This is a genomic window from Alteromonas sp. ABH4_457 (assembly GCF_056160625.1).
Genome location: NZ_JBSWXN010000006.1, coordinates 121,382 through 146,529 on the forward strand (window position 1 = coordinate 121,382; position 25,148 = coordinate 146,529).

The following is a 25,148-nucleotide window of genomic DNA, read 5'->3' on the forward strand; positions in this document are numbered from 1 at the left end:
TTCTATTTTCCAGTCTGTGGCTCAGCTTGACGCTCAGCATACAGCAAACCAAAGCGGTGATTGCCCTTAGCTGCACGGTGATACAAAATACCTGCGGTAAGCATCAGCCCGAGAAATTCAGCTGCCGGGCCGGCATACCAGATTCCCCATTCTCCCCACATAAGCGGCAACACAAAAATTAACGGCAGGGCAAACAGGTACGTTTTGGCAATCGTTAATATTCCTGCCCGTCTGGCATCACCAATACTCTGAAAGTAGAAGCTTATCAGCATTAAGGGGCCTGTCAGGAATAAGGCGAGACTGACGACAGGCAGTAATCTGGCTATCTCATTTGTGACGGCGGGATCGTCCACAAACAAGTGACCAACGTCAGCCCGCAGCCACCATAATAACCCTTCGGTGACCACGCCATAAAACAGCGCAACGCCGACAGCGATGCACAAGCTGCGATTAGATCGCTGATATTGCTGCGCGCCCACGTTATTGCCCACAATACTCTGCATTGCGAGGCCAAGCCCCAGCAGTGGTAAGTACACGAAGGTCAGAACCCGTGTGATCACACCATAAGCACTTACGGTTACTTCATAGTTGTTCGGCAGCCATTGTTGCAGGCTAAACAAAATAGCCCCGGAAGTCAGTGCTACACCCACGTAGGTGAGGCTGGATGGTGCGCCCAGAGACAAAAACTCACGCCATCTGTTCCGCACCGCTGTGATGGCGAACAGCGGCAGACCGGTGCGATTTTTATGGCTGCGGCGAAACGCCCAGACAGCACATAACGCAATAATTTGTGAGGCTACCGTGCCGTATGAAGACCCGGCCACGCCCATTTCCAACAGTACAATAAAGACGTAATTCATCACGCCGTTACCCACCGTTGTTATCAGCGAGACCAGTGCAATAAAGCCGATGTGACCTTCACTGCGCAAGCTGTCTGAAGCGATGGCCAGCCAGAAAAATAACGGAGCACCATACATAATGATGCTCATATAGGTAAAGCTGGTAGCTGCCTGCGCAGGATTATCGTTGTTACTGGCCAGTGCCAGTGACTGACCTGACAGGGTGAATACGAGCATCAGAAGAACGCTTATCACCAGTGCAAGTGTAAGTGCCTGTGCATAGGCATTACGGGCTTCATCATACCGGTTTGCTCCCAGCAGGCGGGCCATTACACTGGCGAACCCGCTGGCAATCCAGGTGGACAGGGCAATCAGAACCATAAATAACGGAAACATCGCCGTGACCGCTGCCAGCGCATCTGACCCCAAGAATACACCAATAAAGTAAGCGTCTACCAGGTTCAGCGAGCCGCTTACTACCATCATCAGAATGATGGGCAGTGCAGTTTTTAAAAATACCCGTGTAAGGGGCGGGGTGACATACGGGTTGTGACTAGTTTGTTCCGTCATTTGTATCTTTACCTGTAGCGTGCAAGCCTGTGAACTTGTCTTTGTATATAGCCTGCAGCGCCTGAGGCCAGTTTGCTATTGCCTGCGTGAAAGCTGTTTCATCCAGCCGGTACAGTGCTCTTGAAGCCGCTTCAAAACCGGCTTCATCTTCAAATACCCGCATCATATTGTAGAGCTGATCCTGCTTAATGCGACGTGCCTGCTCAGGTGTCATCTGAGCCATGGCTGCGTCGATAAGCTTGCGTAACGTCGTCGATGCGCCGCCACGCTGTAACGACAGCCACTCCCAGTGTTCAGGTAACAGCGTCACTTCTTTTGATTTCACGCCAAGCTTAGGGCGGCCCCGCTTTTTAACCTGCGGCATCAGTGAAGCAGGCAAACGGCTGATAACCTCTTCAGCATCGCCCCGCCATTCGATGTCTGTGCGCTTGCCATCATCTAACTTAAATAAATAAGGCTCAGCGTCTGGAAACTGCTTCACTGCTTCACGAATCACCGCCGGCAATTCACCCTGCGCAATGAGAGTTTTGTTATGGATTGCGATGTAGATGTCACCCACAGATTTGTACCTGTTATTTTTATCAGGGTAAAAATAACAGGTGTTTGGAATTTGATCAATATTGTCGGGGTAAAAATGGGTTAGGGGTGTTTTAAATTATTTTTGCTCATGAAGTGGACTGGCTAGTTAAAGCTGGGAGTCCGGAATGAGCGAAAAGCGGATATCAGATGGTCACTTCCTTTTTGTCCGCTGAAGACAAGGAGCTGACATTCAATTAAATGATTCAAAATACAATTTCACTTTGTCACTAGCCGGGCATTGTCATGATATTTCAGGCAAACCGACCAATTCTAAAAGTTCATTTCTATCTTGCCTTGAAAGCCAAATTTGAAAGCTCTTATCTACAATATTAAGACGTAAATTGGTTTGATCATAATCTAGAACTATTGGCTTGACGTCTTTCTTGATTTGTAAAGAGGCCAATGACTGCAATGACTGAGTGACATTACCTGAGTTTAATTCAGCCCCTCTTGGATGAATTTGTTGCAAAAGATTCCTTATCTCAGCTTGCCTAAAACCTGCATCAAGTTTTTCAATATCGGAAATTAATACTGGGTAGAGTAACCATTTATGCATTTCCAAGACTGTATCTTGAAATCCTTCAGCAAACTGAGTGAGAAATGAATTGAACCTGCCACCCTGCTGACTTACAACTTGACTGACAAGTTCTTCACATTCTTTTTTGGTGCCTATGCTTCTTGGTTCTGGCTGTGTTTTAAACACTTCATTAGTAATACAGCATTGGTGGCATGTCTCTTGGACGATATATACACTTTCATAACATGAATCTAGCAACTCATTTTTAAATTCATTGTTAAATGAAACATTAAGCATAGCCTCGCCAGCAGCAATCACTTCTTCGAGCTCTTGTCGACTCCATTTGTCTGCATTTATGGGCAATAGTCGACCAGTTAAATCACCGTTGTACACACTTAGTCGATTTTCTTCTAACCATACGCCAATAATTATGAAGCTAAAATCTGAGTTTTCATGAAAGGCTTTCAGAGCAACTGAGAAATCCTTTTGGGTTTCTATTGGTAAGTAGTGAAAATCCTCTAGAACAATAAACTTTATAAATTTAATTTTTTCTAAAGCAGAGATAATATCATTTACGTCAACAGGGTCTAATTCAAGTGGAGTGGTGGTTACTCCTTCCTCTTGAGTATTTTCTGCTTCAGCACCACCTTCAACTTCAGAGCCAAAAATGCCAGCCTTAATTTTTGCAAATATCTTCTGCTTTCCAGAAGTCGCTAACGTTTTAGAAACTGTTAGCTCATACCCAGCCTGCTTCAATATTGCTTCATGTACATTATCCAAGCCCCATTTATTGGAGCAGTGCACAACGACGTAGTCATCTTCTTTCAAACAGTGTTTTCTTAAGGAGGTCTTTCCTTGCTTAGAACTCCCATAAATAACTAAGTGTTGACGCCTTGCCAAATTGTTTATCAATCGGTTATCAGCACTATCCCTTTCTACGTAATTCAGGGGGAGATCTCGATTTATCCCAAAGACATCATCAACCAAATATTCTTTTTCTACCAAAACTTTTCTCCTTTATGATGCGCTGGGTGAGCCATGTCAGTGTGCTATACCGACTATTTAATTTCGCCTTCCTTGCAAGCTAGATTACCTCGTATGATCAGAAAATCCAATGTCTGCTTTACGTACAAAGCAGCCATTAAGACATAAAGTACCAGATGACCGGTCCTGACCAATAGCACGACTTATGACAATCTGATATTCATGTCTTTTTCATTAAACAGCCTGGTCAACCCAAATGCGATTCCCATCTAAATCTTCCATGCGAAATTCAGTCATGTTGTAAAATGTTTCATCTAAATCAGGAACGTCCAGGCCGTTTGCTTTTGCGTGGCAGTGAGGGGCAGGGGTTACCTTTGTACCGGACGCTAAGCACCAATGGGATGGGAACTCTGTTTGATATTGGTGCCGGGAATATCCGGTGCCTGAACACAACCCTTCGTATTAAAAAACATACCTTGTCATACAATCTGATACCCGGTTTAATGTTCATACACTTCAATTCTTCAGTGCTGCGCATAAAATAGACGCTTATCTTCAAAAGGTGTTCTAATGCAAATCAATACCAATCTTTCTGTACAGGACTATCTTCGGGGCTACAAGGAAATGTGCCGTTTCATTGCCCGGTCACCTGTGATCTGTGGTGTGATGTTGCTGTTGGCTCTGCTTGTTACTGTGGTGCCGTTTTCTTTCTTTCCGATACGCATGGGCGCGTGTGCGTTGCTGGTGTCACTTGTGGTATGTGTGGTCAGTATTCAGTACCGGTATGGTTCGCTCAGACGATTAGCCGCCGAACTGAACTTTCATCAGCGGCTGATATTGCCGGCTATTCTGGGGATCACTGCTTTAAGCTGGCTGGCATTTTTTGCCGCTGATTTACTGTCAGGATTAATGCCGGCAGCCTCCGGAAATGCAGTGGTGGCCTATGACGGGATGACGTTGACGGGGATTGTCATTGGCGGTGCGCTGGTGTGTGTGGCCCAATTGATGCCCTACATTCTGGCTCATTTTTGTCACAGTTTCTCACTGTCCCGCAAACAGGGAGAGCATATCTGGTTGTCGCTGATGTTACGCTGGAAAACGCTGGCTGCCTTTCTGCCTGTGGCATTGTTTGTGCCGCTGGCGATTGTGCTGAAGCAGGACTGGAGCGCATTTTTGCTGCTTGCAGCAACCATGTACTGCACATTTTTAATGTTTATTGTGTTTAATATTACGCCGGAGCCGCAAGCACAGAAGGTGAGTTCACCGGCATTTATGCCACAGGGCGCCTGAATATTGCCAGCAGAAGTTAACTGATTAAGCAGCCCCGTTAACGGGGCTGTCTTTTTTTTTGCTAAGTATAGCGGGGTTATTCGCCTTTTACTTCCGGCAGGGTGGTGAACGGTGTAATGCCAAACTCAGGATACACTTCATCAGGAAACAGAATACGCCCGTCAGCAACGACCATGGCGATAGTTTTAATGGCTTTTAAATCTTCCACCGGGTTGCCGGGAATGAGGAAGAAGTCAGCCAGCTTACCTGTTTCAATGCTGCCCAGTGTGTCATCATGACCCATGTATACGGCCATGTCCCAGGAGCCCCGTTTCAAAGCTTCTGCCGGGGTCATACCAAATTGTTGAAACAACTCCAGCTCACGGTGCAGACGAAATGCGCCGCCCATATCCGTGCCGGGCACCAGAAGAATGCCGTTTTCGTGCATTTTCTTCAGTGTGGATACAATTTTCGCGTAGGCGTCTTTGTAAGCTTTATCTTCAGCTTCATCCGCCACATTCAGCATAGCGACCTTTGCGGCACGCTGACTGCTGAGAGGCATGTGGTCGATGTAGTCCACCACACCGGGGCTCACCGAACCGTTGCGGGAGGTCATGGCATGTTCGTGGATCACCGTTGTGGGATCCAGCGCGATGTTATTTTCCTTCATCAGCGCAAGCGTGTGATTAACCTGCTCGCTGTCCAGGTCCAAATCTGTAAAGCGTTTCATGCCGGTAATGCGGAATAACGTACGGGTATCTTCTTTTCTGTCGAGCACCCAGCCCAGCATTAACTGGTTAATATGGGTGATCTCGTTATAACCGGCAGCAATCATTTCATCTGCTTTGGCGAAAGCCGGAATGTGTCCGGCAACCCGAAGGCCGTTTTCATGTGCTTCTTTTGCCATGGCCGGCACCCATTCCGGGTTCACTGAACTGTAGATCTTTATCTGAATATAATCATCCATACCGGCATATTTGCGGATCAGTGCAACGGCTTCGTCTTCGCTGGCGGCCAGTTCACCGGTGGAGTTACTGAAGGGACTTTTACCTTCAATAAAGCCGCTTTTAGCAATGCGCGGGCCTACCAGTATGCCATTGGCGATATTGTCTGTAATACCTTGCAGAATATCGACTTCGTTGCCCATGTCTCTGACGGAAGTAACACCGGCAAGCACGTTTAACAGCGCATCGTTATCACTCATATGACCGTGCATTTCGTAGAGTCCGGCTACCAGTGTTCCGCCGTTGCCTTCAATGGTCACTTCGTCGTCTGACGGTGCGGCGCTGACTGCTTCGATTGCCGTGATTGTGTTACCGGTGAGCACTACAGACTTTGGTTCGCTGAGAGAAAGACTTTGTGGCTCAAAAATACGGACATTATTGATGCGTACCGGCTTTTCGTAGTCGTGCAGATAACGGCTGGCGATATCTTTATAGCGCTGTGCATTAAGCTGGGCGGTTAATTCCCTCAGGCGAGCTTCTTCCCCGGCAATCTCCGGTTTAACTATCGCTGTGCGCGGGCTGACCAGCCCCACTAACGCTTTGTTTTCATCAATAATGAAATAAGACGGGTTCATGGAAATCCCGCCAATGGCATAAAGTGTGGCTTTCATTTCACCGCCGGTGGCGGAGAGCGTGAGATCCTGCTTTTTGCTGAGCGTAATATTTCCGGAGGGAAGGGCGGGATACTGTGTCAGATTGTTATTCAGCAACGGCAGGGCATAAAGATACTCACTGAACGGGCTGCCGTTCTGTGCAATGTACACAGGCGCACCGTCAAATCCGGCTTCACCGGATTCGGCTTTAGATTGCCACGTGGCGGTGTTACCTGAGACTGAGAAATTCTCCTGCGTAGCATTCCCGAACACAGTTTTACCTTCAACAGACCAGGAAAGAGGAATGTCGTTGTCTGATAAAATTATGGTTTCAGTGCTGCTGGCCCCGCGGCCGTTGTTTGAGAAACCGTAATCAATGTCTATTTTATTGCCGGTACGGGTGATATCCATATCACCCACGTCTGTACCGCCAAGGTACATATCAAAATGAGTGGTTGTTGATTTCTGAGGTTGAGTCTGACTGTCTGACCAGGTTTGTTCAGCCGGACCCGAGCAGGCAGTCAGTGCTGCCGTGAAGGTGAGTACTGCCAGTTTTTTCATGTTATGTTCCCTTTATTATTTTAACCAGTATGTCACGGTTAACAGGGAAAACGCTGCAAACTAACCTTATTTCACTGCTGTACCCCGCAAACTTCAGACTACAGGCGGGGAAGGTTATCGGTTCTCCATATCAATAGACATGACCATTTCATCCAGAATATCACTTAAATCGGTAATCTTTTCGTGCGAGACAAACACACTCATACTTGACTCAACGGCAACGTTGCCGGTCTTTGTGCCACTGTCCAGCGTATTGTCCAGCGCGGTCTGTACCCGCTCAAAATAAGAACGGGCGCTGCGTTCTTCAATATTGTGAAGGCACATGATGAATTGCTCGGTACCGAAGCGACCAAGAATGTCATTCCCCCGGGTGGTGAGCTGTAATGTTTGTGCCAGTTTTCTCAGCACACTGTCCGCTTTAGTGGAGCCCAGTAGCCGGATAATTTCCCGGAGGTTGCTGATATCAAAAATAGCGATGGCAATGGCGCGGTTTTTACCGGGGGCATTCAGTCTGTTTATTCGGCTGATGGCGGTATCAGCATTTAACAACTGGGTGACCGGGTCGATGGCTTTAGAAGCAAGGAACTTCTTACGCAGCACATAGGCTGCCAGCGCAGCAGTGATAAGGAAAATCCCGGTCACTATGGCGAGAATTTGTTTGCGCTCCTTTTTCGCTTCAACAACTTCGCCCTCCAGGTCGTAAATCCGGTTGTACAGATTCGCTGCGCTCAGAATATTTGCGGAGTTTTGTTGTTGAATGCGTTTATTTTCAGCTTCAGCGGCAAACACTTCATTGGCGATTCGGGCTTTTTCTATGTCGCCCAGTGCCAGATACATGGCAAGATTGAAGCTCAGGTAATCCAGATTGGTTCTGAATCTGGGCGGGATGTAGTTATCACCTTTATTAAAGCTGTCTATGTAATTCTGCACACAGGTTAAATCATGATGGTACAGACAGACTTCCGTTTCGTGCCAGTTGTACATCAGCAGGCCGAATGAACTGGAAACGGCAGAAATTGCCGTTTTGAAATCCGGCAACGTGGCTGCAAGCTGGTCAAAATCCCGGGTTTTACGATAGTAATATGACAGAGCGTAATGATAGTGGTAGTTAGTCAACGGAGTATTAATTTCACGGTTCAGTGCGCCGTATTCCATGATCCGCCGGTACGCTTCTTCGGTTTGCCCGCTGCTTATCAGCGATACAATGGCACTGATGAGAATACTGAGTTTATTGCTGCCTTCATAAACCTTCAGGCCCATTTCATGAGCTTTGATGTATTGCTCTGCTGCCAGAGCATGTTGCCCCAGGCTGCCGTAGAGCAGGCCTATGGCGTTGTGAATATGGGCCAGTACGCCGGGGTTTCCTGATGCGGCATTCTGCTCCAGTACCGTAAACATCCTGCCAAGACGCTCTCCGGTTGTAGACGATTCTGAGCAATAGGTAATGAGTGATAATGAAGCGAAGGTGAAAATATCGCTGTGTCGTTCCGGTGAAGACAGTGATCTGGCCTGACGGTAATACTGACAACGTTCAGGACTTTCCTGCGCATCGTAGATAAAGCCAATTTGGTTGATGGCTGAAACGTAAGCGTATGAGGTGTCATCCACATCTTCCTGCGCGATGAGGGATTTGAGCATAGTCAGTGCACTTTCGTAATCGCCTCTGCAGATCAGAAACTGGCCCTTCGCGCTGAGCAGGGAAAAACGTTGGTCAGCCGTAACAGACTTATCACTCAGCGTGGCTTCCAGTTCATCAAACAGGGCAGAGTCCGGGCAATCATAAGCCGGCGCCCGAACTTTATTGATGACATCATCGACTGTGGTTGCCGCAGAGGCCGGCATTGCGGACAGCACGAATAACGTGAGCGCTGTCATCAGAGCGCGTAATTTACTGTACATGGTAATTATTTTTTCTTTTTTTAATCAAACCGGCTTTGTAAAGAAGCGATGCCGGCAAGCAGTTCCGTCCGGGCTGCTCATCCTGAGCGAGCCTGATACGGAAAAATATCATTTTTTTATCCGCTATGTGTAGATAATGATAACCATTATGAACAATGCCGCACAGAGGAAAATCAATTATTCGTAAAAGTTTTTAAGTTGCTGTTAGTAATCTATATTTATATTGAAAAAAGCGCATATTGCAGTGATGAATCAACAAAATAGTATGACAAACAACGTTGTTCAACAGCCATCACAATGCGGTATAATAATGTCGTTCCGATGGATCGGCCCGAACACTAAACAATATCAACATTAAAACATCATACTGCGAAGTCCGGCTACATTCTGTTTTATCCGAATTATCGCAGATACACCTTACACCTGTATTTCACATTCTATATCCGGTAGGAAGACTTGCTAAATCATCAGCGATGTAAAGCGATGACAGGCAGTGGCTTTGCCGGCTTTATTTACACACTATCCTGATAGAAGGTATCTATGTCATTTAATAACGGGACATCGCAGACGTCTCATTTCTGGCCAATTCTCATTATGGCACTGGGAACGTTTACCCTCGGCCTGACTGAATTTGCGTCTATGTCAATGTTGCCGCTGATTGCAGCTTCATTTGACGTAACGCCGTCGCTGGCCGGTAATGTGATTAGTGGTTACGCCATCGGCGTGGTGATCGGTGCACCGCTTTTCATGTTGCTGACAAACAAAACTAACCGGCGTACATCGCTGATTTTATTCGTGATGATGATGTTTGTGGCAAACGGCCTCAGTGCTATCGCAACGTCCTTACCGGAAATGGTTTTCTACCGCGTACTCAGCGGTTTACCTCATGGCGCATATTTTGGTACAGCATTACTGGTAGCCTCAGACATGGCACCAAAAGGTAAGCGTGCCAGCTTTATGTCCAAAGTGTTTATGGGCCTTACCATTGCAACGATTGTGGGTGTACCCATGGCTACTTTGGTGGGGCAGGCTATGAGCTGGCGGGTTTGTATGGGCATTGTTGCCGTACTGGCCCTTATTACTGCAGTACTGATTTATTTTGTTGTGCCAAGCAGTCCGGTGAAAACGCCTACCCGGTTACGCGAAGAATTCGGTGTGCTGAAAAACAAGTTAGTATGGTCAATTTCCGGCATCATATTCGTGGGTTTCGGTGGCGTGTTTTGTATTTACACGTATCTGGCAGACACGATTATTAATGTAACTGAAGCCCCTGAAGTGACCATTTCTATTGCCATGATGATGTTCGGTATCGGTACGACTATCGGTAACTGGGTGTGCGGACGATTAGCAGACAAATCGCCCATCGCTACCACCGGCATCGCATTGCTTTGCAGTGTGGGTATTGCGGTGATGTATGTTTTCGCGGCGTCAAACATTTACTGGTTATATGTGACTGTATTTTGCCTCGGTGCCAGTGTGGGCCTGGCGGCGGTTATTCAGTCCATGTTGCTGGATGTATCGCCTACCGGTCATGCCATGATTGGTGCACTGGTACAGTGCGCGTTTAACACGGCTAACGCCATCGGCCCTATGATTGGCGGTACTCTGTTGGCTACAGGCGCTACCTTCAATGAAACTGGCTATGCCTCTGCCTTATTGTTCCTGGGTGGCCTGGTAATGTGGGCACTGAGCTATATACAAATGCGTCAGAAACAGCAGCCCCGGCCTGTTTGTACCAACCCCAATCCAAGCTGCGGTTGATTTATGAAGATTTCTCCGGCGGCATTGTTGCCTCCGGAGATTTCGCTGCAGCCAGTATTGCTGCAGCATTCTCCTGATCCACATTAAGCGCTGTAATAGGAAAGGGGATTACAATGCCTTCTTCATCAAAGCGCTTTTTCAGCATCTTGATGAATGCACTTTTGATAAAGAAGCGGTTAAAGTATTCCTTTGTTCTGAGCATCACGGTCAGGTTAATACTGGAATTATCAAAGGTGTGAAACAGCACAAACGGCTCGTAGGTTTCTACGCCGTATTCGTGGTGTTTTAACGTGTAATTCGCTACCTCCAGACAAATATCTTCCACCTTGTCCAGGTCAGAATTATAGTGCACGCCTACTTCCACGGGCACAGACAATTCCCGCTCGGGATAGTAATAGTTGATCAGTTTTGAATTCGACAGTTTACTGTTTGGCATGATCACAATGTTATTTGGCAGCATGCGCACCCAGGTGGAACGCCAGCCAATTTTTTCCACAAAGCCCTGTTCACCTGAATCCAGCTCAATAAAGTCACCGATGCGGATAGGTTTATCCACGACCAGTTGCAAGCCGGAGAAGAAGTTTTCCAGAGTAGGCTGAAGGGCCAGAGCCACTGCCAGAGAAGTGATTCCCAGTGACGCAATGACCGGCGTAATAGACACGCCCATAGTGCTCAAAATTATCAGCAGAGCCAGTGACGCCAGTATGGCGCGGATTGCGCCGCCGGCAATGCCGCTGCTATTTTTAACCAGCGTGGACTGATTCTGATACCGCCGTAACGAATAACTGAAAAAGCGCTCAAAAAACAAAAATAACGTGAGGATCAGACCGGCCTTCACCACGTGATCCACAATGGCTGCAATGTCTTTGTCTATGATACCGGGCCATATGAGCAGAAACCGGCCGAGTACAATAATAACAAGGAAGATAAACAGGGTAAGAGGCGCATCCAGAGACAGCACAAGTATGCGGTAAATGCCTGCCATGGAGCTGTCCTGAGAGCGGGCTTTTCGGGTTAGCCGCACCAGGATAATGCGTTTGGCGATGAAGAGTAGTGCAATGACACACAACAGTACGCCCAGGGTCATTGCTTCCTGGGTCTTAAGAAATGCAGGTATCGTCATATTGGAGGATTTCCGGCAATAGCAGAACATTATTGTTTACTGCTTTTGCCGGTAAACGGTGCAAAAGCTGCACCATTCTCTTATAAGTCCGGTAAGTCACGCCCGTTAACGGATGGTTAAATTGCACCTACTTCAATTTTGGAGCCGTCAGTTAACCGTGATAAACGATATGCGGTAGCATCTACCTCAGGGGTATTGTTTACTACCAAATCGGCGGCAACTTTTGCCAGTCCGGGCCCGAGGCCGAACCCATGCCCTGAACAGCCTGCTGCAAGATAAAAACCTTCCAGGCCATCGACTTCGGACATTACCGGAATGGCATCCGGTGTACAGTCTACATAACCACCCCAGCTTTCGCCGATTTCCATGTCTGCCAGTTCAGGAAAAATGGTTCTGACCGCATGTAAAGTCTTTTCCAGATTACTTTTCACTGGCGCCGGATCCAGAATCCGGTGTTTTTCCATGGGAGACATCTGTGAATTTTTCCAACGGTTGATTGCTTCAGGGCCGGAGAAAAATGAGCTGCCGATCCCGGCCTGAACCGCTTTTAACCGCTTGATAAACATAGGCATAAAGGGTTTGGCAAAACGTATGCCCTGTGGGGTAAATTCAAGCAGTGCCGTGCCGCTGAGGGCGACGGTGTACGTGCCGTCCAGGCGACGGGTTAATGCCACGCCGGACGTGTAAATGGCTTCACCGATGTTCTTAATGGGTTTGGAGCGGAATGCGGTTTGTCTCACACTGGCCTGTGGAAAGATAATGCCGTGATGACGACAGAACATGGAAGCCCATGCACCGGCAGCGCACAGCACCCGCTGAGTTTGAATGGTACCTTTTTCGGTGATGACACCGCTCACTTTGCCACTGGTAATATCTAAACCACGTGCTGCACAGTGCTGATGTATGGTGGCACCGAGTGCCCGTGCGCCTTCCGCTATCATGGGGGCAGCAAGGGCAGGCTCACCTTTGCCGTCGTCAACAGAATGCACACCGCCCAGCCAGGTTCTGCCATTGGCCGGTATTTTTTCATTGGCTTCTGCTGCACTCAGCATTCGGGTGTTCACATCGAACTGTTTTGCCGTTTCACGCCAGGCATCCCATTCAGCCAGCTGCTGAGGATCGTCGGTGGCATACATTAAACCGCAGCGTCTGAAACCGAGATCTTCTCCAATATCACGGGACAATTCGTCCCACAGGCGCATGGAGAGGCCTGATGTGGGCAACTCCCGGGCATCACGGTTTTGCTGGCGGCACCAGCCCCAGTTACGGCTGGATTGTTCTGCGCCAACCCGTCCTTTTTCTACCAGCACAACGCGGTAGCCTTGTTTAGCCAGAAAATAGGCGGCTGACGAACCAATAATACCGCCACCGATGATCACCACATCGGCGTGTGAAGGTAAGGTGTCATCGCTGGCAATGTGCTTTAACTGTGGAGACATGCTTCTTCCAATTTTATCAGGTTAACGTGATAATGTTATTCGGGTTGTGCGTAGCCGACGATGGCTTTGGTTTCCAGATATTCTTCTAACCCTTCCACGCCGTATTCACGGCCTGTACCGGATTGTTTGTACCCACCAAAAGGCGCTTGCGGGTCCCAGGCCGGATAGTTGAGGTGCACCTGACCGCTGCGGATTTTTTTTGCGACCTTACGGGCCATCGTCAGATCCTGAGACTGTACATGTGCGCCCAGCCCGTAAACGGTGTCGTTTGCGATTAAAACGGCTTCTTCCAGTGAATCGTAGGGGATTAAGCAAATCACCGGACCGAAAATTTCTTCCTGTGCAATGGCCATGTTGGTGGTGACATCACTGAATACTGTCGGTCTGGCGAAATAGCCTGTTGGAAGATGGTCAGGTGTTCCGGTGCCGCCAACAATGCAACGTGCTCCTTCGTCTAACCCTTTTTGAATCATTGTCTGCACCCGGTCGAACTGCGCTTTATTGGCAAGGGGGCCGTGGGTCGCATCCTCATTGTCTGCCACATCCAGAATAAACCCGTTCACCGCAGTAACCGCTAACGCTTCCACTTCCTCAAGGCGTTCACGGGGAACCAGCATACGGGTAGGTGCGCTGCAGGACTGTCCGCAGTTTCGCATGCCTGCAGCAATACCAGCCGGTACAGCGGTATTAAAATCCGCATCGGGTAACAGCAGGTTCGGTGATTTACCGCCCAGTTCCTGTGCGACACGTTTCACTGTTTTCGCCGCAGCCTGTGCCACCAGAATGCCGGCCCGGGTTGAGCCGGTGATAGAAATCATGTCCACATCGTTATGTTCAGACAGGGCTGTACCTACCACAGCACCATCACCATTCACTAAATTAAATACGCCGGCCGGAAACCCTGCTTCATGAACCGCCTGTGCAAAGGCAAGGGCACTTAACGGAGACAGTTCACTGGGCTTTAACACCACGGTACAACCGGCAGCCAGCGCCGGGGCGACTTTGGCAGTGATTTGATACAACGGCCAGTTCCAGGGCGTGATAAGTGCAGCCACACCAATGGGCTCTTTGACGATGGCTGTGGTGCCGCGTAACTGTGTGAACGGGTAGCGCTGTAGATTATCCCTCGCTGTCTGGATATGAGCTTTGGCCAGAGGCACCTGAGCATTCCGTGCATAGGTGAGCGGTGCACCCATTTCCGCAGAAATCAATCGGGCAAAAGATTCTGCCATCTTATCAAATTGTGCCAGCAGCCCGTCCAGCAGCGCAAGGCGCTGTTCTGTTGTGGTTTCAGACCAGCTCCCAAAAGCGGTCCGGGCAGCGGCGACGGCGCTGTCGACATCCTGCTGACTACCCATCCGGACAGACGTTAACACTGATTCATCAGAGGGGTTAACAACATCAACACAGGCTGTGCCTTGTGTGTCGACCCAGGCGCCATTGATGTAGCTTTGTGAAACAGGTAAATCCTGAATAAGAGATGAGGTTGCCACTTGCATAAGAAATCCGGCTGAATACTGATGGTGAAAAGTCTACCTGTTTTACAAGAGCATAGGTTGCCGCAGATAACTATGTCACAGCAAAAAATGTTGCTGCAGACTCATTAAACACGTCGAATGCGCTGTAAGAGATACGGTAAACTGTGTGAAACAGCAAAGTATACCGCAGCGGAGTAACCCATGGGCACCAGCAATTCCATCGATGATTTGATACCGTCGTTAGTCACTTTCAGACGGGATATTCATCAGCATCCTGAACTGGCTTATAAGGAGTACCGCACCGCTGAAAAAGTTGCTGAGGCTTTACACGCGCTTGGTTTAGACGTCACGACAGATATCGGCGGAACAGGTGTTGTGGCGACTCTGACAAAAGGCGACGGAAAGAAAACGTTGGGTTTGCGCGCCGATATGGATGCACTGCCAATTCAGGAAAATACCGGTTTACCTTATGCCAGTTGCCACGATGGTGTATTCCACGGTTGCGGCCATGACGGACACACCGCCATGTTGCTCGGGGCGGCACAGCAACTCACCCGCGCCGGTAATTTTAACGGCACAGTCCGGTTCATTTTTCAGCCTGCGGAAGAAGGCAAGGCCGGTGCCAGAGCCATGATTGAAGACGGGTTGTTCGAGCGTTTCCCATGCGACAGGGTGTATGCTTTGCATAACTGGCCGGATTTACCCGCCGGCACCATTGCTACCCGTCCCGGCCCGATTATGGCGGCGGCAGACAAATTTGAGATCACAATCTCGGGCAAAGGCGGCCACGCAGCATTACCTCATCAGACACCTGATGCCATTCTTACTGCCAGCGAATTAGTCAGTCAGCTCAATACTATCGTTGCCAGGCGCATTCCCGCCACGGCGACGGCTGTGGTGTCTGTAACCCGCATAGAGGGCGGCCATTCTCATAATGTGTTACCGGCCAAAGTCTCTGTTACCGGTACCGTACGCACGTTTGATCCAGAGGTACAAAACGCCATTGAACAGGCGATGCTGCAAATCATAGAAGGTACAGCGAAGGCCAGCGGTACTGACATTAAACTTGAGTATGACCGCTACTACCCGGCAACCATTAATCATCAGCAGGCAGCAGAAGATGCGCTGGTGGCGGCCAGTGCAACAGGTAAGGCCCTTGAAGCGCCAGAAGCTGCATTTACTTCTGAAGACTTTTCTTTCATGCTGCAAGCCTGTGAAGGCGCGTATATCTGGTTAGGGCAAGGTAAAGCTGACAAGCATGTTCCGTTGCATCATCCTGAGTTCGACTTCAATGATGATGTGCTGGCAACCGGCGTTTCTCTGCATTGCGCGCTGGCGGAGCAATATCTGCGGTGACAGGCAGTGTTTTCAACATAACATGCTTGTTGAGAGGTATTATCATTTACGAAAGTTGATTGAAAAACGCAGGTACTTAGTTTTTGCGTTTGTCCCCATCAGGCAGAGGATGTAACTATGACGGGAACCCCATTCACAGTCAGACCCATGCAGGCAACGGATTTACCGGTTTGCTTATCATTTACGCAGGCCGTTAAGTGGCCGCACCGCGATATCGACTGGCAACTGCATTATGAAACCGGTAACGGCAGCGTAATAACCGGTGAGAATGATGACATCGTTGGTTGTATTCTGTGGTGGGATTACGACAACTGTGCCACCGTGGGTCTTGTTGTTGTACCGGACCATATGCAGGGACAAGGCCTCGGCCGCCGGCTAATGAACACAGTAATGTCTCAGGCCGGCGACAGAACGTTAATGCTGGTGGCAACAGAAGCGGGTAAGCGCCTTTACGAACAATGTGGCTTTTCAGTTACAGATAACGTCACTCAGGTGCAGGGGACATTAACGGGGATTCCGCTGAAACCTGATGTGCCGGATGTTATATCATCCATGCAACAGGATGATATTCAAGACGTTTTTTCTTTCGATGCCCTTGCTTATCAGTGTGATCGCAGTAAACTGCTCGGAAGTTTCTTCTCGCTGGCACAGGGTGTGGTAGCGAGAGACGGTGACGCTTTGACAGGCTTTGCTTTTTTACGTACCAGTGGCCGTGGCCAGACAATCGGACCCGTGGTAGCGGCATCTGAAGACGTGGCAAAAGCCCTTATTCTCACTTTAATTGAGAACGTAGAAGGCTTTGTACGTTTCGACTTAACCGGCTGTGCAGAAGCAGTGAAAACCTGGCTCATTGATGCAGGACTTCAGCAAGTCGATTATGTATGCGTAATGCAAAAAGGTGAAAAGCCACAGGGTGACGGCTCCCGTAAAGTGTTTGCTTTAGCCTCACAGGCGTTTGGCTAAGAATTTGATGAGAAGGCTCAGTGTGGTTTCAACCCGGTTAAGATCGTTGATAGTCGTTCTGCTTATGGCGTTTTGTTGTCAGAGCATGGCGTCGGCGTTTGATAATCACGAAGCCCATCAGTCCGGAACTGAACATCTGACTTTCGAACATGGTCACGACGACGATGCCGGCAGCGATGTGAGTTTTTCTCAATCCTTTGATATCAGTGAAGATGGCGGTGCGTATGACTGCCACCATTGTTGCCACTGTCATGGTGGTCATCATGTTTTCCTGCCCGTGGTGTTATCATCATTGCATGTAGATGCCATGAAACACCGGGCCGGTGCCAACCGTTCTTCAGCCGGTGACGGCTACCTATCCAATCTGTTAAGGCCTCCTATTTCTGCTTAATTCCGGCGCGGTCACAGCGCCTGTTTACAGCTCTGTTGATGTCAACAGACAACGTTAATCACAGAATTAAGAGAAAGACTATGCAAAAACGTGTCACTACGGCTGCGCGTGTTGTCGCAGCCTGTGCATTCATGATTGTTTATCCGTCTGCGTCTGCCACTGGATCTGCAGACTGGGCCAGTATGACCCTGGGCACCCTAAACGAAAACCCGCAGTTGCAGGCTCAGCAGCGTGCGGTATCAGCGAACCGGTATGGGCGTAAAGCCGCATCCCGGCCTCTTTTTAACCCTGAACTGCAAACCAGTGTGGAGCGGGAAGGGGAAGAAACCAATTATCAAATCGGACTGTCCTCGCAGATAGACTGGTGGGATGTAAAACAAACCCGTACTGATGTAGCAGAGGCGCAGTTTTTACTCGCAGAGGCTGAGCTTTCCGCTGTGACAAATCAGTTGCTTGCCCGGCTGGTTGATGCGCAGCTTAACGGCTATCTGGCGCGCAAAGCACTGGTGCTGGCATCGGAGCAGGTGAGCCGTGATTACGCCATGTTGTCTTTGTCTGAGCGGCAACTGGCAGCGGGTGAGATTGCACAAACCGATGTTGCCATTGCGAAGGCTATTCTGGCTGACAGTCTGGTGTGGGAAGGTGAAGCCAGCTTTGCGGTGTTGCAGGCAGAGCAAACACTGGAACAACTAGGTGTGAGGGACATGGGTTTTCCCGCTATTCCTGATGCTGTCTGGCAAAATGAGCCGGCGTTGCTGCCGGGAAGTGACATTATGGCTCTGCCGCAATCACAGGTGGCCCGGTTCAGCTGGCTGGTGGCGAAGCAACAGGCCGCAAACGAACGTCAGGGAAATAAACCCGTACCGGTTATTGGTGTTGGCGCCGGCAAACAAGCCGGTGAAGGACTGGTTTCACTGAATGTGTCTGTGCCCCTGCAGTGGCGTAATGATTTCAGTGATGCTAATGCCGCCGCCAATGAGCAGGCGCTGTCGGCTGAACTGATGTTTAAAAATACCATACAGGCACAACAAAGTGCCGTGTCTCTGGCTTACCGGAATGCGCTTCAGCACCGTCAGCGTTTTCAGCGCTGGCAGCAGCTTTCAGCGGGTCAGCTCGATCAGCAGTTCAGTGTGTTGCAATCCCGTTATGCGCAGGGGGATTTAAGCATGGCGGATTATCAGAATCAGATCACACAGTTACGTCAGGGAAAACGGGCTGCACTGGCGCTGGAAGCCGCCTTTAAAGAAAGTCATCTCACCTGGTTGCAGGTCACTGCAAAATTACCCTCTTTACTAACCGCAATGCCGGCAGACAAACCGGGCGCAGAAGGAACACGATAATGATTACATTAAGTCACTTATTCCGCTTTACGGGGTTATCGCTGCGTCGCACGGTATTTTCTCTGTCAGTCATACTTTTCTCTTTCACAGCGACGGCGCAGGAGCACAGCCACGATGAAGAACATCCACACGAAGAAGTGCGGGAGCATCAGGCTGAAAAACATGATGAAGAAGGACATGTCGAAGACGGGCACGATGAAGACCATCATGATGAGCATGGCGAGTCAGCAGCAGTAGTTTTGTCTGAGGCTCAACGGCAAATGGCAGGGATCCGTTTAGATACGTTAAACCTGCAAACGTTAAGTGCTTCTGCCTATGCGCCGGGGGAAATTAAAGCCAACGGTTATCAAAGTTACATCGTGTCGCCACGGGTAAGCTCAGTGGTTACCACGCGGTATGCTGCGTTAGGTGAGCACGTGAAAGCAGGTCAGCCTCTGGTGGGCCTGTTCAGTGAAGAGATGGTGACCGCCCAGAGTGCGCTGCAACAGGCGGCGACCGAATGGTTCCGGGTAAAGCAGCTTGGTCAGCAGGCGGTGGGAGAGAAGCGCTTTGTCAGTGCGCGGACACAGTTCAATGCGGCAAGTCGCCGTTTAAAAGCGTTTGGTCTGCGTAACGATACCATTGATGCCATTGCCGGACAGGAAGACTATCCGCTGGGTGAATATACGCTCTCAGCGTTGTCTGACGGTGTGGTGATGCAGGACGAATTTAATCAGGGCCAGCGTATCGAAGCCGGCCAGTCTTTGATGCTGATTTCAGATGAAGCAAGATTATGGGTTGAAGCTCGGCTGCCTGCGCACAACGATCTGCCGCTGAAAGTAGGCACGGAAGCGGTGGTCATGGCTGGCGGCCTTCGGGCCATTGCTACTATCACTCAGGAAGCGCATACCATCGATCCGCAAACCCGCACACGGGTGGTAAGGATGGATCTGAATAACCTGCGCCATCAATTTCATGCCGGCATGTTTGCCGATATCTATTTTCAGTCCCCTTTTGCTGAAAACGTTCTCGCTGTACCTGAGTCTGCGCTGATGCGTGATGCAGACGGTGAATGGCAAATATTTGTTGCCGTTGAGGACGGCACACTGCAGGCACAAACCGTGACATTAGGTAAAAGATTCGGTGAGTTTCAGCAAATTTCCGGTGTTGAGCCCGGTGTTACCTATGTGTCATCCGGCGCATTCTTTGTGGCATCTGAAATCGCTAAAGGCGGTTTTGACCCGCACAATCACTAGGAGAGCGCCGTGTTTAGTAACATGATTGAAAATGTGGTGCGTCTGCGGGCACTGTTTTTACTTGCGCTCATTGCACTGTGCGCTTTTGCGGCCACCATGGTACCGCAACTAAATCTTGATGCGTTTCCGGACGTCACCAATGTGCAAGTGGCAATTAATACTGAAGCGCCCGGCCTCGCTGCGGAAGAGGTTGAGCAACTCATTACGTATCCGGTTGAGGCCGTGATGTATGCGTTGCCCGATGTGGAAGAGGTACGGTCCATTTCTAAAACCGGTTTGTCCGGTATTACGGTGGTTTTTAAAGAAGGCACCGATATTTATTTTGCCAGACAACTGGTATTTGAACGCCTGCAACTGGCGGCACAAATGATTCCGGAAGGTGTGGGGGAACCGGTTATCGGTCCGAATACGTCCGGGTTAGGACAGGTTTATCAGTATTTGCTGGTTGCTGAACCCGGTTCCGGTTATGACAGTAAAGCATTGCGCAGTTTGAACGACTACTTGCTGAAACTGTTGCTGATGCCGGTTGACGGGATCACTGACGTGTTGTCTTTCGGCGGTGAGGTTAGGCAGTACCAGGTAAACGTGTATCCGAACCGGCTGCTGTCTTACAACCTTACTCAACAGGACGTGATTAACGCACTGGAGAAAAATAACAACAACGCCGGCGGCTGGTATCTGGACCGGGGGCCAGAACAGCTTATTATCAGAGGGACCGGTTGGCTGGGCAGTGGCGAAGACGCACTGGCCGCCATGCGCCAGATCCCGCTGAAAAACGAGGGGCAGGCGCTGGTCACCGTAGGTGATGTGGCAAGTGTCGAAATGGGCGCCGAGATCCGCCAGGGCGCGGTAACCATGTCAGTCAAAGACGACAACGGCCGGATCATCAATCGTGGTGAAGTGGTTTCAGGCGTTGTGCTGAAAAGGATGGGGGCCAACACCAACGCCACAATCAATGCGATTAATGCGCGGTTGCCCGTCATCGAAAAGGCCCTGCCGGAAGGTGTCACCTTCGAGCCTTATTACGATCAGGCTGATCTTATCCATCAGGCGGTCAGCACGGTGGTTCAGGCATTAATTCTGGCATTCTGCTTCATTGTTGTGGTTTTGGCCTTATTCCTGCTCAGCGCCCGCGCTACTTTCCTGGTGTTGCTGTCGATTCCGGTTTCCATTGCTTTCGCACTCAGTGTACTGAGTTTGCTGGGCATTTCAGCAAACTTAATGTCCCTCGGCGGTATTGCCGTGGCCATCGGTATGCTGGTAGACGGTTCGGTGGTGGTAGTTGAAAACCTTTATCAACGCCTGCGTGAACAGCCCGGAAAGTCCATGGCGGATTCAGTGGTTATGGCCACCAGGGAAGTCGCTCGGCCTGTATTCTTCGCGACCTTGATCATTCTGGTGGTGTTTACCCCATTATTCAGCTTTGAAGGGGTGGAAGCCAAGTTGTTCCAGCCCATGGCCGTTGCCATTATGCTGGCACTTATTTGCGCGGTCATTGTGGCACTGATTTTTGTACCTGTTCTGGCGACTTACGTGTTGTCGTTCAGGCCTGTGCGTGTGCGGGAAAACCGGATCCTGAACAGTCTGGAATTGCGCTACAAAGCATTGCTTGAAAAAGCCATGCTTCGACGGAAACTACTCGTTGCCGGTATGGCGGGCTTGCTGGTGATCACTGGGTTCATTATTCCACGCCTGGGCACCGAATTCGCACCGGAGCTGGAAGAGGGGACAATTAATCTGCGGGTGACGCTGGCGCCGTCTGCCAGTTTGCAAACCGCACTGGGCGTTGCCCCGAAACTGGAAGCCTTATTGCTGGAATTTCCGGAAGTCACTTATGCGGTGAGTAAAATAGGCAGGGCTGAAATTGGTGGTGACCCTGAGCCGGTAAACAATATTGAAATCTATATCGGCTTGACGCCCCAATCGTCCTGGACAACAGCGGATACCCGTACCGGCTTGCAAAAACACATGGAAGAAAAGCTGGAAATTCACCCGGGCTTACTCTTTAACTTCTCTCAACCCATTGCTACCCGTGTGGACGAACTGTTATCCGGCGTAAAAGCGCAACTTGCTATTAAGTTGTTCGGGCCGGATCTTGCAGAACTCGCCAGATACGGCCAACAAATTAACGATGTGGTTGCGCAGGTTTCCGGAACACGGGATGTAGCGTTAGAGCAAATATCCGGCGAAGCCCAGCTGGTTATCCGTCCCGACAGGCGGGCGCTCAGCCAGTATGGTCTTAACGTGGCTGATGTGATGGGGCTTGTACAGCAGGGACTTGGCGGTCAGGAAGCCGGGCAGATCATTAACGGTAACGAACGTTACGATATTATGGTGCGGTTTGCCGGCCCCTATCGTGACAACATTCCTGCTCTGGAGGAATTACGTCTGTTATCCGCTCAGGGGGCGAGGGTACGCCTGAAAGATGTGGCAAGTATCGAAATTGAATCAGGCCCGCCTCAAATCCGCCGGGATGATGTTCAGCGGCGGGTGGTTATTCAGGCCAACGTGGAAGGCCGTGACATGGGCAGCGTGGTTGCTGATATCAGCCAGCAGATCGACAGCAAAGTGATGTTACCCGCCGGATACACAGTGCAGATTGGTGGTCAGTTTGAAAACCAGCAACGGGCCATGCAGCGTTTGTCGGTGGTGGTGCCGTTGTCACTGGTACTCATTGCGCTGTTACTGTTCTTTGCGTTTAAGCGTGTGGATCAGGTGTTGCTTATTATGCTGAACGTGCCGCTGGCGGCTGTGGGTGGCGTGCTGTCATTGTTTGTGAGCGGGCATTATTTGTCTGTGCCCAGTTCAGTTGGCTTTATCACCTTGTTCGGGGTTGCAGTGCTGAATGGTGTGGTCATGGTGGAGAGTATCAATCAGCGCAGGCAGAGCGGTACAGATCTCAACCAAAGTGTACTGGCCGGTGCAGCTTCCAGATTGCGACCGGTTCTGATGACGGCAGCAACATCGGCGCTGGGTCTGGTGCCCATGCTGCTGTCAAACGGTATTGGCGCTGAAATTCAGAAACCGCTGGCTTCAGTGATTGTTGGTGGTCTCATCACCAGCACATTGTTAACGCTGGTGGTTCTGCCTGTTTTCTATCCCTGGTTTATCCGTGAGAATAAAGCTGAATCCTGACGATAACAGGTAAATAAAAACACCGGTGTGCAAAGCGCAGACCGGTGTTCTTCAAAGGAGCAGGTTCTCGTCCTTTTTACTGCTCAGGCTTTTTCAACATATCGTCATGATCATCCATGTTCCAGGGCAATTCACCCGGGCTGTTGTCCAGAAAGTGCAGATAGTTTTCAAACTGGTCGAGGATATCTTTAACGATGTTGTCTTTTGCGTACCCGTAAATATCGTAAGACAAGCCTCCACGGCGTAAAAATACCTCCGCACGGTAATATTTTTCCGACTCATCTTCTTCGGGCTTGAGCTGTGCGTAACTGAAGCCCGGTACCAGATGTTCTGTCATACGAATATCGTACACAAAATCCATGTGGTCGTGACGTTCAACGGTTAACCATGCACGGCTTAATTCCTCATCAAAGGTTACACCGGCATGCCATTCCTTCGATTTAAGCTCATCACGGACATCATTCATGGCAAGTACGACGGTATCCTTAATAAAATTATGCACGGTTTGTTTATCAGGATAATCCACCATAGACGCCAGGCGGCGTTGCCACTGGGAACCGCTATGATTATTTTTGTTCAGCGTATGGGCCTGAAGACTGTTATTTCTGTAGCCCTCGATAACCAGAGCCCGCCACAGGCCGGTTGCTGCCAGCAGCATGATCACAGCAAAAGGCAGTGCACTGGCAATGGTCATGGTTTGCAGTGCACTCAGGCCGCCGGCTAACAACAGTACTGCTGCCACAGTCCCTTCCAGGAAGGCCCAGAATACACGTTGCCACACCGGGCTGTGAGGGTTACCGCCGGATGCCAGCGAATCAATAACCAACGAACCTGAATCTGATGAGGTGACAAAAAAGGTAATAATAAGCACCACAGTGAGCGCCGATAGTAATGACGATAACGGTAATTGATCGTACAGCTTGAACAATGCGATGGCGTGGTTTGCCTGCACTTCCGAAATCAGACTGGTGACCCCCTCGTTCATAATGGCGTTGAGTGCTGTATCACCGAATACCGAAAACCATAAAAAGGTAAACAGGGTAGGTACAAGCATTACACCGACAACAAACTGACGGATAGTGCGGCCACGGCTGATCTTGGCGATAAACATGCCCACAAAAGGTGCCCAGGCAATCGTCCAGCCGAAAATAAACAAGGTCCAGTTGCCAATCCAGTCACTTCGGCTGTAAGCCTGAATATTAAATGTCCGGGCCACAATGCCGTTCAGGTAACTGCCGGTATTTTGTAAATAAGACTCGAGGATATGAACCGTCTCGCCAAGCACAAAAACAAAACTCATGAGAGAGACCGCCAGCACCATGTTCAGTATTGATAAGCGCTTCACACCTTTGTCCATTCCGGCAACAACCGATACTGTTGCTGCCAGTGTAATTACTGCAATGGTAATGACCTGTACGGTGGTATTGATGGGAATGTCGGATGACAGATAGTTCAGCCCGGCATTAATTTGCGTTACTGAAAGGCCAAGGGTGGTGGCAATGCCGAATAGCGTGCCCAGAATAGCGAAAATGTCCACGGCATGTCCCAGGGGACCATAAATCTTATCCCCGATAAGCGGGTACAGGGCTGAGCGGATAGACAAGGGGAGTCCGTGGCGAAATGCGAAATAAGCCAGCACCAGGCCTACAAGGCCGTAAATGGCCCAGATATGAAATCCCCAGTGAAAGAAAGCAATTTGCATAGCCTGTTTAGCGGCATCAATGGTTTCCGGAGCGCCGGCCGGTGGCGAGGCATAATGCAACACCGGCTCAGCAACGCCGAAGTAGAGAAGGGCAACGCCATAGCCGGCTGAAAACAGCATGGCAAACCATTCAGGAAAACTGTATTGCGGTTCGGCATGATCCGGCCCGAGTTTAATGTTTCCCCAACCCGAGGCAGCCACCGCCACAATGAACATAAGAAACAGTGCGACTGACAGCATGTAAAACCAACCAAAGGTTTTGGTGATCCACGCTAACGTGTTGTCAAAGGCTTCTCCGGCTAATTCCGGATTACTGATGGTGCCGGCGACCAGCAACAAGATGATGGTAACAGCCGGCAAGAATACCGGAATGAGTATGGTGGAGCGGGTCGCCTTTTCTTTCATATATT

At 49.7% G+C, this 25,148-nt stretch carries 17 protein-coding genes; 8 read left to right on the forward strand and 9 right to left on the reverse strand.

Annotation, left to right across the window (positions count from 1 at the left end; translation table 11 throughout):
- Positions 1 to 2: 2 nt before the first annotated feature.
- The 3 genes from ACXAGR_RS15930 to ACXAGR_RS15940 all read right to left on the reverse strand — a co-directional run bounded on the left by ACXAGR_RS15930 (position 3) and on the right by ACXAGR_RS15940 (position 3,510).
- Positions 3 to 1,409, reverse strand: a complete 1,407-nt coding sequence (locus ACXAGR_RS15930; protein WP_474851233.1) for an MATE family efflux transporter — start codon at positions 1,407 to 1,409, stop codon at positions 3 to 5.
- Positions 1,393 to 1,968, reverse strand: coding sequence for a DUF2239 family protein (locus ACXAGR_RS15935; RefSeq protein ID WP_474851234.1), 576 nt, complete (start codon positions 1,966 to 1,968; stop codon positions 1,393 to 1,395). The genes ACXAGR_RS15930 and ACXAGR_RS15935 overlap by 17 nt, the downstream gene beginning before the upstream one ends.
- Positions 1,969 to 2,229: 261 nt before the next feature.
- Positions 2,230 to 3,510: a hypothetical protein gene (locus tag ACXAGR_RS15940; RefSeq protein ID WP_474851235.1), complete on the reverse strand. Its 1,281-nt coding sequence runs from the start codon at positions 3,508 to 3,510 to the stop codon at positions 2,230 to 2,232.
- Positions 3,511 to 4,059: 549 nt separating this feature from the next.
- On the opposite strand from ACXAGR_RS15940, the gene ACXAGR_RS15945 reads away from it, so the two are divergent.
- Positions 4,060 to 4,779, forward strand: a complete 720-nt coding sequence (locus ACXAGR_RS15945; RefSeq protein WP_474851236.1) for a hypothetical protein — start codon at positions 4,060 to 4,062, stop codon at positions 4,777 to 4,779.
- Between the two features lie 76 nt (positions 4,780 to 4,855).
- Here the strand turns inward: ACXAGR_RS15945 and ACXAGR_RS15950 are convergent, their stop codons facing one another.
- Both ACXAGR_RS15950 and ACXAGR_RS15955 read right to left on the reverse strand, forming a co-directional pair.
- Positions 4,856 to 6,916 (reverse strand): amidohydrolase family protein, encoded by a 2,061-nt coding sequence (locus ACXAGR_RS15950; protein WP_474851237.1) that lies wholly within the window; start codon positions 6,914 to 6,916, stop codon positions 4,856 to 4,858.
- A 114-nt stretch (positions 6,917 to 7,030) separates the two neighbouring features.
- On the reverse strand, positions 7,031 to 8,815 hold the full coding sequence (locus ACXAGR_RS15955; RefSeq protein WP_474851238.1) for a diguanylate cyclase domain-containing protein: 1,785 nt from the start codon (positions 8,813 to 8,815) through the stop codon (positions 7,031 to 7,033).
- Between the two features lie 540 nt (positions 8,816 to 9,355).
- Between ACXAGR_RS15955 and ACXAGR_RS15960 the strand changes: the two genes are divergently transcribed.
- A complete protein-coding gene (locus ACXAGR_RS15960) occupies positions 9,356 to 10,576 on the forward strand; it encodes an MFS transporter (RefSeq protein WP_474851239.1) in 1,221 nt (406 codons plus the stop codon).
- 1 nt (position 10,577) lies between these two features.
- Here the strand turns inward: ACXAGR_RS15960 and ACXAGR_RS15965 are convergent, their stop codons facing one another.
- The 3 genes from ACXAGR_RS15965 to ACXAGR_RS15975 all read right to left on the reverse strand — a co-directional run bounded on the left by ACXAGR_RS15965 (position 10,578) and on the right by ACXAGR_RS15975 (position 14,637).
- Entirely contained in the window at positions 10,578 to 11,663 is a 1,086-nt protein-coding gene (locus tag ACXAGR_RS15965) for a mechanosensitive ion channel family protein (protein WP_474851644.1), read from the reverse strand.
- A 152-nt stretch (positions 11,664 to 11,815) separates the two neighbouring features.
- A complete protein-coding gene (locus ACXAGR_RS15970; protein ID WP_474851240.1) occupies positions 11,816 to 13,138 on the reverse strand; it encodes an NAD(P)/FAD-dependent oxidoreductase in 1,323 nt (440 codons plus the stop codon).
- A gap of 35 nt (positions 13,139 to 13,173) precedes the next feature.
- Positions 13,174 to 14,637 (reverse strand): aldehyde dehydrogenase family protein, encoded by a 1,464-nt coding sequence (locus ACXAGR_RS15975; protein ID WP_474851241.1) that lies wholly within the window; start codon positions 14,635 to 14,637, stop codon positions 13,174 to 13,176.
- A gap of 180 nt (positions 14,638 to 14,817) precedes the next feature.
- On the opposite strand from ACXAGR_RS15975, the gene ACXAGR_RS15980 reads away from it, so the two are divergent.
- The 6 genes from ACXAGR_RS15980 (at position 14,818) to ACXAGR_RS16005 (ending at position 23,036) form a co-directional block, all read left to right on the forward strand.
- Positions 14,818 to 15,972 (forward strand): M20 aminoacylase family protein, encoded by a 1,155-nt coding sequence (locus tag ACXAGR_RS15980; RefSeq protein ID WP_474851242.1) that lies wholly within the window; start codon positions 14,818 to 14,820, stop codon positions 15,970 to 15,972.
- A gap of 117 nt (positions 15,973 to 16,089) precedes the next feature.
- Entirely contained in the window at positions 16,090 to 16,935 is an 846-nt protein-coding gene (locus ACXAGR_RS15985) for a GNAT family N-acetyltransferase (RefSeq protein ID WP_474851243.1), read from the forward strand.
- Between the two features lie 46 nt (positions 16,936 to 16,981).
- Positions 16,982 to 17,326, forward strand: coding sequence for a hypothetical protein (locus tag ACXAGR_RS15990; RefSeq protein ID WP_474851244.1), 345 nt, complete (start codon positions 16,982 to 16,984; stop codon positions 17,324 to 17,326).
- 80 nt (positions 17,327 to 17,406) lie between these two features.
- The gene (locus ACXAGR_RS15995; RefSeq protein WP_474851245.1) at positions 17,407 to 18,666 is read left to right on the forward strand and encodes a TolC family protein; all 1,260 of its coding nucleotides are present in this window, start codon (positions 17,407 to 17,409) and stop codon (positions 18,664 to 18,666) included.
- On the forward strand, positions 18,666 to 19,901 hold the full coding sequence (locus ACXAGR_RS16000) for an efflux RND transporter periplasmic adaptor subunit (protein ID WP_474851246.1): 1,236 nt from the start codon (positions 18,666 to 18,668) through the stop codon (positions 19,899 to 19,901). The genes ACXAGR_RS15995 and ACXAGR_RS16000 overlap by 1 nt, the downstream gene beginning before the upstream one ends.
- A gap of 9 nt (positions 19,902 to 19,910) precedes the next feature.
- The gene (locus ACXAGR_RS16005; RefSeq protein ID WP_474851247.1) at positions 19,911 to 23,036 is read left to right on the forward strand and encodes an efflux RND transporter permease subunit; all 3,126 of its coding nucleotides are present in this window, start codon (positions 19,911 to 19,913) and stop codon (positions 23,034 to 23,036) included.
- Positions 23,037 to 23,112: 76 nt separating this feature from the next.
- Here ACXAGR_RS16005 and ACXAGR_RS16010 read toward each other — a convergent pair whose 3' ends face one another.
- A complete protein-coding gene (locus tag ACXAGR_RS16010) occupies positions 23,113 to 25,143 on the reverse strand; it encodes a BCCT family transporter (RefSeq protein WP_474851248.1) in 2,031 nt (676 codons plus the stop codon).
- Positions 25,144 to 25,148 lie beyond the last annotated feature (5 nt).